The sequence below is a fragment of the Bradyrhizobium sp. DN3 genome (assembly GCF_041357655.1).
In the GTDB taxonomy this organism is placed as follows: domain Bacteria; phylum Pseudomonadota; class Alphaproteobacteria; order Rhizobiales; family Xanthobacteraceae; genus Bradyrhizobium.
Map to the genome: position 1 here is coordinate 1 of NZ_JAULLN010000019.1, position 13,963 is coordinate 13,963.

The 13,963-nt window shown below is 63.7% G+C and carries 16 protein-coding genes; 9 read left to right on the forward strand and 7 right to left on the reverse strand.

The window, feature by feature from the left end:
• Nucleotides 1-102 precede the first annotated feature (102 nt).
• From AAE027_RS25720 to AAE027_RS25735, 4 genes are all read right to left on the reverse strand, one after another.
• Complete coding sequence (locus AAE027_RS25720; RefSeq protein ID WP_128937147.1) at nt 103-351, reverse strand: tautomerase family protein; 249 nt, start codon at nt 349-351, stop codon at nt 103-105.
• A 55-nt stretch (nt 352-406) separates the two neighbouring features.
• A complete protein-coding gene (gene hisS / locus AAE027_RS25725; protein WP_370986306.1) occupies nt 407-1,957 on the reverse strand; it encodes a histidine--tRNA ligase in 1,551 nt (516 codons plus the stop codon).
• Between the two features lie 200 nt (nt 1,958-2,157).
• Complete coding sequence (locus AAE027_RS25730; RefSeq protein ID WP_128931431.1) at nt 2,158-3,240, reverse strand: branched-chain amino acid aminotransferase; 1,083 nt, start codon at nt 3,238-3,240, stop codon at nt 2,158-2,160.
• Nucleotides 3,237-3,611, reverse strand: coding sequence for a hypothetical protein (locus AAE027_RS25735; RefSeq protein ID WP_370986526.1), 375 nt, complete (start codon nt 3,609-3,611; stop codon nt 3,237-3,239). Before AAE027_RS25735 ends, AAE027_RS25730 begins: the two co-directional genes overlap by 4 nt.
• Between AAE027_RS25735 and AAE027_RS25740 the strand changes: the two genes are divergently transcribed.
• The 4 genes from AAE027_RS25740 to AAE027_RS25755 all read left to right on the forward strand — a co-directional run bounded on the left by AAE027_RS25740 (nt 3,579) and on the right by AAE027_RS25755 (nt 6,961).
• A complete protein-coding gene (locus tag AAE027_RS25740; RefSeq protein ID WP_244551117.1) occupies nt 3,579-4,121 on the forward strand; it encodes a MarR family winged helix-turn-helix transcriptional regulator in 543 nt (180 codons plus the stop codon). The genes AAE027_RS25735 and AAE027_RS25740 overlap by 33 nt on opposite strands.
• Nucleotides 4,118-4,849 (forward strand): response regulator, encoded by a 732-nt coding sequence (locus AAE027_RS25745; RefSeq protein WP_091886766.1) that lies wholly within the window; start codon nt 4,118-4,120, stop codon nt 4,847-4,849. Before AAE027_RS25740 ends, AAE027_RS25745 begins: the two co-directional genes overlap by 4 nt.
• Before the next feature lie 20 nt (nt 4,850-4,869).
• On the forward strand, nt 4,870-6,258 hold the full coding sequence (locus tag AAE027_RS25750; RefSeq protein ID WP_128931428.1) for an ATP-binding protein: 1,389 nt from the start codon (nt 4,870-4,872) through the stop codon (nt 6,256-6,258).
• 85 nt (nt 6,259-6,343) lie between these two features.
• Nucleotides 6,344-6,961: a hypothetical protein gene (locus tag AAE027_RS25755; RefSeq protein WP_370986307.1), complete on the forward strand. Its 618-nt coding sequence runs from the start codon at nt 6,344-6,346 to the stop codon at nt 6,959-6,961.
• 106 nt (nt 6,962-7,067) lie between these two features.
• Here AAE027_RS25755 and AAE027_RS25760 read toward each other — a convergent pair whose 3' ends face one another.
• A complete protein-coding gene (locus AAE027_RS25760; RefSeq protein ID WP_370986308.1) occupies nt 7,068-7,598 on the reverse strand; it encodes a DUF3617 domain-containing protein in 531 nt (176 codons plus the stop codon).
• A 45-nt stretch (nt 7,599-7,643) separates the two neighbouring features.
• On the reverse strand, nt 7,644-7,937 hold the full coding sequence (locus AAE027_RS25765; protein ID WP_091886779.1) for a hypothetical protein: 294 nt from the start codon (nt 7,935-7,937) through the stop codon (nt 7,644-7,646).
• A 184-nt stretch (nt 7,938-8,121) separates the two neighbouring features.
• On the opposite strand from AAE027_RS25765, the gene AAE027_RS25770 reads away from it, so the two are divergent.
• From AAE027_RS25770 to AAE027_RS25785, 4 genes are all read left to right on the forward strand, one after another.
• Nucleotides 8,122-8,583, forward strand: coding sequence for a hypothetical protein (locus AAE027_RS25770; RefSeq protein ID WP_091886782.1), 462 nt, complete (start codon nt 8,122-8,124; stop codon nt 8,581-8,583).
• A 105-nt stretch (nt 8,584-8,688) separates the two neighbouring features.
• Nucleotides 8,689-9,393, forward strand: a complete 705-nt coding sequence (locus AAE027_RS25775) for a ribonuclease T2 family protein (protein WP_249759585.1) — start codon at nt 8,689-8,691, stop codon at nt 9,391-9,393.
• A 157-nt stretch (nt 9,394-9,550) separates the two neighbouring features.
• On the forward strand, nt 9,551-10,411 hold the full coding sequence (locus AAE027_RS25780) for a 23S rRNA (adenine(2030)-N(6))-methyltransferase RlmJ (protein ID WP_370986309.1): 861 nt from the start codon (nt 9,551-9,553) through the stop codon (nt 10,409-10,411).
• Between the two features lie 251 nt (nt 10,412-10,662).
• A complete protein-coding gene (locus tag AAE027_RS25785; RefSeq protein WP_008544396.1) occupies nt 10,663-10,878 on the forward strand; it encodes a cold-shock protein in 216 nt (71 codons plus the stop codon).
• Nucleotides 10,879-10,949: 71 nt separating this feature from the next.
• Here AAE027_RS25785 and AAE027_RS25790 read toward each other — a convergent pair whose 3' ends face one another.
• Complete coding sequence (locus AAE027_RS25790; protein ID WP_176945544.1) at nt 10,950-11,573, reverse strand: outer membrane protein; 624 nt, start codon at nt 11,571-11,573, stop codon at nt 10,950-10,952.
• Between the two features lie 249 nt (nt 11,574-11,822).
• Between AAE027_RS25790 and uvrC the strand changes: the two genes are divergently transcribed.
• Nucleotides 11,823-13,892, forward strand: a complete 2,070-nt coding sequence (gene uvrC / locus AAE027_RS25795; RefSeq protein ID WP_370986310.1) for an excinuclease ABC subunit UvrC — start codon at nt 11,823-11,825, stop codon at nt 13,890-13,892.
• Nucleotides 13,893-13,963: the final 71 nt, after the last annotated feature.

Consider the following 13,963-nt stretch of genomic DNA (forward strand, 5'->3'; position numbering starts at 1 on the left):
CAAAAACCCCGTGTGCGTCCCGGCCCTGTCCCCCAACCGGCACATGCCCGGGGACGACGGTTGTGATTGTAGCTGCGGCTGCACTACGAGCCGCAGCGTCGGCTACTTCTTCGCAGCCGCCGCGCGCTCCACGAAGGTCTTGCCGCCCTTCATCTTATGGCGCAGCGGGGCTTCGTTGATCTGGATGACGACGGCATCGGCGTCGACGCCGAGATTTTTCACCAGCGCCTGGGTGATGTCGCGCATCATGCCGGCCTTCTGCTCGTCGGTGCGGCCTTCGGCCATGCTGATGGTGATCTCAGGCATTTTTCTCTCCCTTGCGGCCGAACACCGGCCATTGACGGCCGCCATCAAACAAGACGTGGCTGCCCGGGACAAGCCCAGGCATGACGGCGTCAGCGAATGGCTAGCCCCAGCTCACGTCATGGCGCGCCAAGACCTCGCGCACCTTGGCGACGAGATCGGCCTCGCTGCACGAGAACTGCGCCGGGCGGCTCTCGCGCCATTCCTGGTTGGAGGCGATCGCGGCGGCGGCCTTGGCACCCTCGATCAGATCCTTGATCTGCACCTCGCCGCGCGCCTTTTCATCCGAGCCCTGGATGATGACGCAGGGCGCGTTGCGGCGATCGGCATATTTGAGCTGATTGCCCATGTTCTTGGGATTGCCGAGATAGAGCTCGGCGCGGATGCCGGCAGTGCGCAAGGATGCGACCATCTTCTGATAGTCGGCGACGCGATCTCGGTCGAACACGGTGACGACGACGGGGCCGAACTCCGGCCGCGTGTCGAGCTTGCCGAGCAACGTCAGCGCGGCCTGCAAGCGAGACACGCCGATCGAGAAACCGGTCGCCGGCACCGGCTCGCCGCGAAAGCGCGAGACGAGACCGTCATAACGTCCGCCACCACCGACCGAGCCAAAGCGCACCGGGCGGCCCTTTTCGTCCTTGGTGTCGAGCAGGAGTTCGACCTCATAGACCGGGCCGGTGTAATATTCGAGGCCGCGCACGACGGAGGGATCGATGCTGATGCGATTTCGACCATAGCCGGCGGCCTCAACCAGTTCCGAAATCATTCGGAGTTCTTCGACACCCGCCCGGGACGTTTCATTTGCCCCGAAGTGGGTCATCATGCCGTCGAGCACACCCTTGTTGCTTTCGACAAATGTCCCCTGCCCAACATGCTCCAATTCGGTCATCTGTCCGCTCTGCAAGAGCGTAAACACCAAGACCTTCTGTATTTGGTGCTTATCTAGACCAGCACCCTTCGTGAAATCGCCACTCTCGTCTTTTCTGCCTGATCCGAGCAGAAGCTCCACGCCCTCAGCACCGAGCCGATCGTATTTATCGATAGCTCTCAGGACCGTTAGCCGACGACCGGCGTTCTCATCCCCACCGAGCCCAATTTCTTCGAGAACCCCATCCAGCACTTTTCGGTTGTTCACCTTCACGACATAGGAGCCGCGCGCAATCCCGAGCGCTTCCATCGTGTCCGCCGCCATCATGCAGATCTCGGCGTCCGCCGCCGGCGTCGCGGAGCCGACCGTGTCGGCATCGAACTGCATGAACTGGCGGAAGCGTCCGGGGCCGGGCTTCTCGTTGCGAAACACGTAGCCGGCACGGTAGCTGCGATAGGGTTTTGGCAGCGTGTCGAAATTCTCGGCGACATAGCGGGCGAGCGGCGCGGTCAAATCGTAACGCAGGCTGATCCACTGCTCGTCGTCGTCCTGGAACGAGAACACGCCCTCGTTCGGGCGGTCCTGGTCGGGCAGGAATTTGCCGAGCGCGTCGGTGAATTCCATCGCCGGCGTCTCCACCGGTTCGAAGCCATAGAGCTCGTAGACGGCGCGGATCTTCTCGACCATCTCGCGCGTCGCCCGGATCGCGGCGGGATCGCGATCCTCGAGCCCGCGCGGCAGGCGCGCCTTCAGCTTCTGGGGTTTTTTGGGTTTCTCGGCCATCCGCGGCGTTTACCAGCCGACGCGCGGTGCGGCAACCGCTGGCTTTTCCCCTCTCCCCTTGCGGGAGAGGGTGGCTCGCCGCGCTAGCGGCGAGACGGGTGAGGGGTTCTATCCGCGGAAGCAGACCCCTCATCCGGCGCGCTTCGCGCGCCACCTTCTCCCACAAGGGGAGAAGGAAGAGCGCAGCCGAGTACTCCGCCTCAAAACACCTTGCGGATCCAATTGTGCGGATCGTTGGTGCGGCCGTACTGGATGTCGACGAGCTGCTTGCGCAGGCCCATGGCGACGGGGCCGGCCGCGCCGCCGCTGATGTCGAAATCGCCGCTGACCGAGCGCACCTTGCCGATCGGCGAGATCACGGCCGCGGTGCCGCAGGCAAAGGCTTCTTTCAACCTGCCGCTTGCGGCGTCCTTGCGCCACTGGTCGAGCGAATAGGGCTCCTCGCGCACCGTCTTTCCAGCATCGCGGGCGAGCGTGATGATGGAGTCGCGGGTGATGCCGGGCAGGATGGTGCCGAGCGGCGGCGTCGACAGCGAGCCGTCGTCGAACACGAAGAACACGTTCATGCCGCCGAGCTCCTCGATGTAGCGGCGCTCGACCGCATCGAGGAACACGACCTGATCGCAACCATGCTGGATCGCTTCGGCCTGGGCGCGCAGGCTCGCGGCATAATTGCCGCCGCACTTCACCGCGCCGGTGCCGCCGATGGCTGCGCGCGTGTAGTTCTCCGAAACCCAGATCGACACCGGCGCAGGTCCGCCCTTGAAATAGGAGCCGACCGGCGAGGCGATGACCGCGAAGATGTATTCGGAGGACGGCTTGACGCCGAGGAAGGTCTCGCTCGCGATCATGAAGGGGCGCAAGTAAAGACTGCCCTCGCCGCCCGGCATCCAGGCGCGGTCGATGCGCACGACCTGCTCGACCGCCTCGATGAAGACGTCCTCGGGCAATTGCGCCATCGCCATGCGGTCGGCCGAATCCTTGAAGCGCCGCGCATTGGCATCGGGGCGGAACAGGTTCACGCCGCCGTCGTCGCGCTTGTAGGCCTTCAGGCCCTCGAAAATTTCCTGGGCGTAATGCAGGACCGCGCCGGCAGGATCGAGCTGGAAGTTGGCGCGCGCCTCGATTCTGGCCTCGTACCAGCCGCCCTTGGCCTGGTTGTAGCGAACGATCGCCATGTGATCGGTGAAGACCCGCCCGAACCCGGGGTCCACCAGCTTGGCGATGCGGTCCTTCTCTGGAGTCGGATTGGATGCGGGCTGGATGTCGAATGTCATACTCATGTCCTTGGCTCCCGCTGCCGGTATCGGCGCTGTTCTGGCACCGCCTGCCCCTGCTCGGGGCCGGCTGGCTTCATTAGGTGTCTGTCTGGACCACCGCCAGCCTTGTTACGGCCGGTTTCCCGTGGCCAGCATGTCGCCGAGGACATGCTTTTGCCGAAGGCGGAAGTCCAGTATGTTTTGCCGAAATGCCGCTCGACAATCGCACGGTAGATCTGATCGCCCGTCGTCGCCTGTCCGGCTCTTTCCGCCGTTCCTGCTTCGACGCTGCCCGTCGCGAAACGATCTAAAATTTCGTGCGGGTCGATCGTTTTGTAACATTGAACCCAAGATACGTCAATATGCCTGACATAAATTTCGTAAATCCCTCTCAAGATGCCGCCGAGCCTCGGCCGGCCGCAGGGGATGGAGGCAATTTGCGCTGGGATATCATCGAGCTGCTGTTCTTCGCCTATCGCGATTTCGTGGGCGATCCCGACCAGGAGCTGGAAGCCTTCGGCTTCGGCCGGGCCCATCACCGGGTCATGCACTTTGTCTATCGCTATCCCGGCCTCAAGGTCGCCGATCTCCTCGACGTCCTGCGCATCACAAAACAGTCGCTCGGCCGTGTGCTCAAGCAGCTTCTCGACGAGGGCTACATCGTGCAGAAGACCGGCGACAATGACCGTCGCCAGCGCCTGCTCTACGCGACGCCGAAGGGCGAAGCGCTGGTGCAGAAGCTTGCCGGGCTCCAGACCACGCGGATCACCAAGGCGCTCGCCGAGATGGGTCCGCAGGATGCCGAGACCGTCAAGCGCTTCCTGCGCGCGATGATCGATCGCGATGATCCGGACAAGGTGCTCGAGACGATCTTCGCTTCCGTCAACCAAGACGCCAAGGAGTGACCGTGCCGCTCGCTGCCACGCTCGCCCGCCCACCGGTGCAACCCGCCGACGATGCCCCGCATCTGCTGCTGGTCGATGACGACCGCCGCATCCGCGATCTGCTCTCGCGCTTCCTCGCCAGCGAAGGCTACCGCGTTTCGACCGCCGCCAGCGCCAGCGATGCGCGCGCCAAGCTCACCGGTCTGCATTTCGATCTGTTGATCCTCGACGTCATGATGCCCGGCGAGACCGGGTTCGAGCTCGCCCGTTTCATCCGCACCTCGTCCTCGGTGCCGATCGTGATGCTGACGGCGCGGCACGAGGCAGAAGCGCGCATCGAGGGCCTGCAAATCGGCGCCGATGACTATGTCGCAAAACCGTTCGAGCCGCGCGAGCTCGCGCTGCGCATCAACAACATCCTCAAGCGCACCGCGCCGCCGCAGCAGGCCGCGGCGGTGGAGAAGATCGCCTTCGGCCCCTATGTCTACCATCTCGATCGCGGCGAGCTGCGCCAGGGCGATGAGGTCATTCACCTCACCGACCGCGAGCGCGAGATGCTGCGCATCCTCTCGGAGACGCCGGGCGAGACCGTGCCGCGCAGCGCGCTCACCGGCAATGGCAGCGTCAACGAGCGCGCCGTCGACGTGCAGATCAACCGCCTCAGGCGCAAGATCGAGACCGATCCCGCCAATCCACTGTTCCTCCAGGCGGTACGCGGCATCGGCTACCGGCTGGTGGCCTCGCCTTAAATCGCAGTGAAGCGCGACCGATGAGCACGATCGATACCGGCCTGACGCTTCTGAAGAGCGCCGCCGGCCGCGTCTCCGCCGCCAATGGCTGGATGGGCAACGCGTTCAAGGGCTGGATGCCGACCGGCCTCTACGCTCGCGCGCTGCTGATCATGATCGTGCCGATGGTGATCCTGCAATCGGTCGTCGCCTTCGTGTTCATGGAGCGGCACTGGAACACGGTGACGCGCCGCCTGTCGGCCGCAGTGGTGCAGGACATCGCCGCGCTGATCGACGTCTACAAGGGCTATCCGCAGGACAAAGATCGCGACCAGATCCGCCGCATCGCCCAGCAGCGGCTGGGCCTCGTCGTCGATTTCCTGCCCGCCGGCGACATGCCGCCGCCGGGACCGAAGCCGTTCTTCTCGCTGCTCGACCAGACGCTGTCGGTGCAGCTCGGCCGCCAGATCGGGCGTTCGTTCTGGATCGACACCGTCGGCCGCTCCAACCTCGTCGAGATCCGCATCCAGCTCGACGATGCCGTGATGCGCGTGTTCGCACAGCGCAGCGCCGCCTATGCATCGAACTCGGAGATATTCCTGTTCTGGATGGTCGGTACGTCCTCGATCCTGCTGATCGTCGCCGTGCTGTTCCTGCGCAACCAGATCAAGCCGATCCTGCGGCTCGCCGATGCCGCCGAAAGCTTTGGCAAGGGCCGCGAGGCGCCGAACTTCAGACCGCGCGGCGCGCGCGAGGTGCGGCGCGCCTCCGTCGCCTTCCTCGAGATGAAATCGCGCATCGAGCGCACGATGGAGCAGCGCACCGCGATGCTCGCCGGCGTCAGCCACGACCTGCGCACCATCCTGACCCGCTTCAAGCTCGAGCTGGCGCTGATCGGCGACAGTCCCGAGCTCGAGGGCATGCGCAAGGACGTCGACGAGATGTCGATGATGCTGGAGGATTACCTGGCCTTTGCCCGCGGCGATTCCGGCGAGCAGTCGCAGCCAACCGACATGGCCCAGGCCCTGGAAGAATTGCGCAGCGACGCCGAACGGCACGGCCATACCGCGACCGTGGCGTTCCACGGCCTGCCGGTGGTGACGGTGAAGCCGGCCTCGTTCAAGCGCTGCCTCGCCAACCTCGTCACCAACGCCGCGCGCTACGGCAAGGCCATTGCCATCACCGGCCAGCGCGATCACCGTTATCTCACCGTCACTGTCGACGACGACGGCCCCGGCATTCCCGCGCATTTGCGCGAAGAGGTGTTCAAGCCGTTCCTGCGGCTGGACAACGCCCGCAATCAGGACGAAGGCGGTACCGGTCTTGGTCTTGCGATCGCCCGCGACATCGCCCGCTCCCATGGCGGCGACATCACGCTCGGCGACAGCCCGATGGGTGGATTGCGGGCGAGCGTGCGGATTCCGGTGTAGCGGGGGATTCGCAGGATGAGTTTTGCTTCGTTCTGCCTATCCTACGTCTTCCGGTAAGCATGTCTTCTCCCGAGCAGGTGTGTTGATGAAAGAGTTGAGACGCGCATTGCTGGACGCGGTCGGTGTCCGCGTTGGCGAGCTTGGATACAAATATAAGCCGAAGCAACAGGCATATTGGTGCCCATTCTCCCAAGGAAGATCGAGCCTACACTTGGCGTTCATTGATCACCGCGATGACTTTGATATCGTTGCCGATGTTGCGGTCAGGTTTGATAAACTTGAAATTATGATCAATGCGAACAACGCAATGCTCAGCAAGTCGGAAAAGCTTCAAACATACTCTTTGGGCGCAGAACTCGGAAACATCTCGGGACAGGATCAGATGCGCTGGAATGTGACATCGTCCGCGGACGTTGAGCCAGTGGCAGATCGTCTTGTTGCAGCACTCAAGGAAATTGGCATTCCGTATCTCGACAGGGCGTCGACCCTGGAAGGCGCCTATGAACTACTGAGTAGCGCGGCCCTGCACAGCCCAATCCACCTTTCTCGCGCAAAGCACATCGTGGGGCTGGCCAAGCTTCTTGGCCGAACGGATGAGCTGTCAGCGAGAGCGAGGGAAAGCGTTGAGCTGCTCGAAGGCACGAAGGATGCTGGCTTGCAAGACTTCAAACGATTCGTTGCGAGCCTCGACGCCGAAGTATGACTTTGCCGAAGGGCTAGAAGCCAGCAGGATAGAGCGCAACCCTATACCCACAGCGACGAGTTGGTCCCGGATTTCGCTGCAAGCGTAATCCGGGCTACGATCTCGCCTACTTCGGCAGCAGCGCCTTCAGCTTATCGACATCGCGCACGTTCATCTTGAAGCCGCCGGGCATCACGATATCGCCGGGCTTCTGGTCCGGCTTGCAGGCTCCGAGCCATTTGGCTTGCAGCGTCATGGTGCTATCGCGACCGGCCGCGCCGGCGACGCCGCCTTGCGCGTGCGAGGTGGTCTTCACGGTGTAGGCTGAATTGAAATCGCCTGTGATCTCGGCATGCGAGGACGTGCTGACGCCGGCGACGCTGCATTCGGAATCGCTGACATAGCCGGTCGCCGTTTTCTTAATCTCCTGCTTGGCGCAGATCTGCTTTGCCATCGGGGAGACGTTGTTGCTCATCTCCTTATCGACGGTCTCGTCGGTGCAGTGCTGCATCGTCATCTCGGGCACGGGCGAGCCAGTCGTGACCAGCTTCATTTCCCATAGCCCGGCCTTGCGCATCGGCAGATCGTCGGCGCCGGCTGCGCCTGCCGACAGCACGAGACAAGCGACCGAGCCGAGCAAAGCGAGTTTGCGCGTCATGTGGAAGACTCCCGGCTTGAGAGCTTTGGGCGTTACGACAACGCCTCAGTAGAGCGTGCGGATCGGCCGCTCGGCGGCGCCATAGGGCACCCAGCGGCAGGAGAACGAGATGTAGCCGCCCTCATAGGCCTGCACCGCGAGGAATTTGACGACCTTGCCGTAGCGCGCGCAATGATCGACCGCGACCTGTCGCGCATCGGCCTGGGTCGCCATCGAATAGGCGATGATGCCGCCGGTGTCGTTGCCCTTGAACGGCGGCACTGGAAGGATATCGGCGCGCGCCGACTGGCTCGCCATCATACCCAAGGCAAGAAGGCCCGCGGCCGCAATGATTCGCATTCCCGTCACTCCAATTGGCTGGCCCCAGTTTACGGTGCCGGACTGGAAGTGAAAAGAACGGAAGACCTGCCGGCTGCGACGATATGGTCAACTCCTGGCGAAGTGTTGCCGCGCTGCACTTGACCTCTCCCGGCCTTCGCGGCACCGTCCGACCTTCGCAAGACTTTAGCTGTCCGGATTGACCATGCGCGCCCCCTCCCTGAAATCGCTCCGCTTTGCCGCCGTGCTCGGCCTCATGTTCGGGGCGCTGTCGCTCGGTGAGGCCAGGGCCGCCAATCCGCTGGAGCTGAATTTCTGGCTCAGCGGACCGCGCTACGACGGCGCCGTCGCCGATTGCGACAAGGCGCTGCCGACGATCGCCAACCAGTTCTGGGAAAAAGAAAGCTCGTTCTGGAATTCCTCGCTGAAAATCACCGGCTTCTCCGCCGTTCGCGAAATCGCGTTCCGCCCCTGGCAGTCCGACAACATCCCGCGCCGCTATTGCACCGGTGATGCCCTGCTCAATGACGGCAAGGTGCGCAAGGTGCATTTCTCGATCATCGAGGATGGCGGCTTCGCCGGCTACGGCAATGGCGTCGAATGGTGCGTCGTCGGTGTCGACCGCAACTGGGCCTATAATCCGGCCTGCCGCGCCGCAAAGCCCTGATTCGGGTCGAACTGGCGGCTGAATGGCGGTCGCCTGAATTTTGTTCTTGAAATGTTCTTATCGCCTGCTAGGCTTCCTTGCACAGTCTAGTTGAGGGGCGTCGCCATGTTTCATTCCAGATTGCATTCGTTCTCCCGCCTGGTGATCTCGCTGACCCTTTCCCTGATCCTTGCCGCGGGGCTGGCCTCGTTCGCCGGTGACGCAAAGGCCCAGGACAAGCGGCAGAACGCGCCAGGCGAGTTCGATTTCTACGTGCTGTCGCTGTCATGGTCGCCCTCCTTCTGCGAGGAAGCGGCCGAGCGCGGCGGCCGCTCACAGATGCAGTGCAGCGGACGCCCCTATGCCTTCGTGGTGCATGGGCTGTGGCCGCAATATGAAAGCGGCTTCCCCGAATATTGCCAGCGGCCGGCACCGCGGCTGAACCGCAGCATCGTCTCCTCGATGCTCGACCTGATGCCGGCGCCGGGCCTGATCTTCAACGAATGGGACAAGCACGGCACCTGCTCCGGGCTCGAGGGCCGCAGCTATTTCGAGACGATCCGCAAGGCGCGCGCCGCGATCAAGATCCCGGCCGAATATCTCGATCTGTCGCAGGCCAAGACCGTGGCGCCGGCGGAGATCGAGGACGCGTTCATCAAGGCCAACCCCGGCCTCAGCGATGCCGCCATCTCGGTCACCTGCAACCGGACCCGGCTCTCCGAGGTCCGCATCTGCCTCAGCAAGGACCTGCAATTCCGCGCCTGCGACGAGATCGAACGCCGCGCCTGCCGCCGCGACCAGGTGACGATGCCGCCGATCAGGGGTGGATAGTTCCGGTCATTGCGAGGAGCCCGCGACAAAATTGTGAAGCAATTTTGCGCTGGCGACGAAGCAATCCAGACTGCCTCCGGAGTTAGATTCTGGATTGCTTCGCTGCGCTCACAATGACAAGGGGTTGGGATCGCGCGAGACAACATAGTCCGATCCCATGAACTACCGCCACGCCTTCCACGCCGGTAACTTCGCCGATGTCATCAAGCACATCGTGCTGGCGCGCATCCTCACTTATTTGCAGGACAAGCCGGCGGCGTTCCGCGTCATCGACACCCATGCCGGCGCCGGTCTCTACGACCTCGGCAGCGACGAGGCACGCCGCGGCGGCGAGTGGCTGACCGGCATTGCACGGCTGATGCAGGCGCGCCTGTCGAACGAGACCGCGGCGCTGACCAAGCCCTATCTCGACATCGTCCGCGCCTTCAATCCGAAGGGAGAGCTCAAGGCCTATCCGGGCTCGCCGCTGATCGCGCGCGGCCTGCTCAGGCCGCAGGACCGCCTCGTCGCCTGCGAGCTCGAGCCGAAGGCATGCAAGGCGCTGATCGACGTGCTGCGCCGCGACGAACAGGCGCGCGTGGTCGATCTCGACGGCTGGATGGCACTGCCGGCCTTCGTGCCACCGAAGGAGCGCCGCGGCCTCGTGCTGATCGACCCGCCGTTCGAGGCCAAGGACGAATTCGAGCGGCTCGGCGAGGCCTTCGCGACGGCTTTCGCGAAATGGCCGACCGGTATCTACGTAATCTGGTATCCGGCCAAGAACCGGCGCGCCACGGACACACTGGCTCAAATGGTGGCTCGGCTCGCAGCCGCAGCAAAGCCGCCCGGAAAATGCCTGCGCCTCGAATTCAGTGTGGCGCCGCAGCTCGATGGTGCCGCCCTCACCTCCGCCGGTCTTCTGATCGTCAACCCGCCCTACACGCTGCACGGCGAGCTCAAGACGATCCTGCCGGAGCTCGAAATGCCGCTCGGCCAGGGCGGCGCTGCCAGATTCCGATTGGAGCTGCCGAGGCCGTAACACTCCGGCATTCTTGGGAAAAATATGCAGGAGCGGTAGTCAATCTGCGAAGAACCGTATTATGCTGTTGCCGTGACTGGCTTTACGTTCCGCTTCCGCGAATGGTTGCGGCGGAGTGAAGGCCTAAGAAAGATCCGGCCGGACCGATGAGGTCCGCCCAAGGATGGCCAGCTCCCGGGCTTCGTAAGGTCCGGTCATGTCGTGACGTGAGTCTGCGTCGCGGCGGAGGAGCAATGAGGGGGAGTTTCCCGATGGCCATGACGGGAACGGTCAAGTTCTTCAACGGTGAGCGCGGCTACGGCTTCATCAAGCCCGACGACGGCGGCCGCGACGTCTTCGTTCACATCACCGCGGTGGAGCGGGCGGGACTGAAGGACCTTGCCGAAGGACAGCGTATTACGTTCGAAGTCGAACCGGACAAGAAGGGGAAGGGACCGAAGGCGGTCAATTTGGTCATCCTCTCCTAGCGAGCCTGGCTTAAAAAAAATCCCGGCCGCGAGCGGCCGGGAGGTTGGTCCGGTATTTTCTTCTTCAGCTATCAGAAGTGATAGTTCACGCCTGCGCGGACAACGCTGGCGCTATAGCCGTTTGACACGCCCGTAATTGCGAACTGACTCGTCGACAGGTCGATGTAGAGATACTCGAGCTTGGCACTCCAGTTCGGCGCAAGGCCGACTTCCGCGCCGGCACCGATGGTCCAGCCGGCGGTGGTGTGCGACTCCGTCCAGCCGAAGGTCTGCGCGCGCAGCTCGCCGAAGGCGAGGCCCGCGGTGCCGTAGAACAGCACGTTGCTGAAGGCATAGCCGGCGCGGCCGCGCAGGGTGCCGAACCACGGATTGGAGAACTTCCACGGCGCGAAGGTATCATCGGCACCGGCGGCCTGAATGTCGCCCTCGACGCCGAACACCCAAGGGCCGTTCTGGAAATTATAGCCGGCCTGCACGCCGCCGACGAAACCGGAGGGCTTTGAGGGATTGTTGTCGACCGAGCCCCATTCGTAGCCGATGTTGCCACCTAGATAAGGACCGGCCCAGCTATACGCATTGAGCGGCTGATTGACTGTATAGGGCGCGCGCTGCCCGTAATTGAGATCGGCGGCCCCTGCCGAAGCTGTCCAGCCGGCTGCAGCCAACGCGGCTGCGCCCACAACGAGCCCCTTCATCACACACTCCAACGCAACTGCCGTCCCCCGCGATGCCTGCGCTGCCGCGCAAGGCCAGACCGCATGGTTACGGAACCACCACTTTTTCGCGTAGGATTTATCGAGAGTTCTAAGTTAAAGGGCTGTTAAGCCGGGTTACCGCGCTGTTAACAGGCTTAAGCAAGCGTTACCGGGAACTGCGCCCGCCATCCTGTGCGTGCGCCACCGCCGGAACTTCAAATCGGCACCCCCAGCGCCTAAATTCGCACCATGGTTCACGATTCCCCCGACAACCCGGACGACGCACGCGCGCGCAAGCCGGTGCGCGTCACCGCGCCGGACGCCCCGCCCCGGGAAGCGGAAATGGCGCCACCCGACCTCGATCCCGCGACAGCGAGCGGCGACGACGAAGACGATGCGCGGCTGCCGGATATCCTGGAAGAGAGCGGCGCGGTCGGCGAGGGCCCGCTGGCGACGGGTCATGAGGCGATCGAGCGCGCGGTCCGGCTCGCCCCCACCTCGGCCGGCGTCTATCGCATGCTCAATGCGAATGCGGACGTGCTCTATGTCGGCAAGGCTAAGAACGTCAAAAAGCGCCTGTCCAATTACGCGCGCCAGAGTGCGCCGCAGCCGGCGCGCATCCTGCGCATGATCGCCGCCACGGTGACCGTGGAGATCGTCTCGACCAACACCGAGACGGAAGCACTGCTGCTGGAGGCCAATCTCATCAAGCAGCTGCGGCCGCGCTTCAACGTGCAGCTGCGCGACGACAAGTCGTTTCCCTACATCCTGATCACCGGCGACCATTGGGCGCCCCAGATCCTGAAGCACCGCGGCGCGCAGACGCGGCCCGGCCGCTATTTCGGCCCGTTCGCCTCGGCGGGCGCCGTGAACCGCACCATCACCGCACTGCAGCGCGCGTTCCTGATCCGCTCCTGCACCGATTCGTTCTTCGAGAGCCGTACCCGGCCCTGCCTGCTCTACCAGATCCGCCGCTGTGCCGGCCCCTGCACCCGCGAGATCGACTTTCCCGGCTATACGACGCTGGTGCGCGAGGCGACCGACTTCCTCTCCGGCAAGAGCCATGCGGTGAAGCAGGAGCTCGCCGGCGAGATGGAGAAGGCCTCCGGCGAGCTCGAATTCGAGCGCGCCGCGCTCTACCGCGACCGCCTCGCTGCGCTGTCGGCGATCCAGTCGCAGCAGGGCATCAATCCGCGCACGGTCGAGGAAGCCGACGTGTTCGCCATCCACCAGGAGGGCGGCTTCTCCTGCGTCGAGGTGTTCTTCTTCCGCACCGGACAGAACTGGGGCAACCGCGCTTATTTTCCGCGTGCGGAAAAGACATTTACCCCGGAGGAAGTGCTCGGCTCCTTCCTCGCCCAGTTCTACGACGACAAGCCGCCGCCAAAGAACATCCTGCTCTCGCACGAGATCGAGGAGAGCGAGCTGCTCGCCAATGCGCTGTCGATCAAGGCCGGCCACAAGGTCGAGGTCACCGCTCCCAAGCGCGGCGAGAAGAAGGAGCTCGTCACCCACGCGCTCACCAATGCGCGCGAGGCACTCGGCCGCAAGCTCGCGGACACCGCAACGCAGAGCCGCCTGCTCGAGGCCATGGCCGCGACGCTGAACCTGCCACACGTGCCCAAGCGCATCGAGGTCTACGACAACAGCCACATCCAGGGCACCAACGCGGTCGGCGCCATGATCGTCGCCGGCCAGGACGGCTTCGTGAAGAACCAGTACCGCAAGTTCAACATCAAGTCGGAAGGACTGACGCCCGGCGACGACTACGCCATGATGCGCGAGGTGCTGGAGCGACGCTTCAAGCGCCTGATCAATCCGCCCGAGGAGGGCGTGACCAAGGCCAAGGACGACGATTTCCCGCAATGGCCCGACCTCGTCATCATCGACGGCGGCCGCGGCCAGCTCAACGCCGTCCGCGAGATCTTTGCCAATCTCGGCCTGACCCAGGTGTCGCTGATGTCGGTCGCGAAAGGGCCGGACCGGGATGCGGGCCGCGAGACCCTGTTCATGCCGGAGCGCGAGGCGATCAAGCTGGAGCCGCGCGATCCCGTGCTCTATTTCATCCAGCGCCTGCGCGACGAGGCCCACCGCTTCGTCATCGGCTCGCACCGCAAGCTGCGCAAGAAGGACATCCGCGAGGCCGGTTTGCAGGAGATCCCGGGCATCGGCCCGTCACGCAAACGTGCCTTGCTGCATCATTTCGGAACCCTGAAGGAGATCGAACGTGCCTCGATCACCGATCTCGGCAAGGTTCCGGGGGTAAGCGCCGAGAGCGCCCGCAGGATTTTCGAGTATTTCCATCCCCAGCCGGGATGAACTAAAGGGGGACCGCGGTCATATGATCGTTGCGTCCGCGCCTCATTTGAGGAGCGGAACGGTTGACGTTC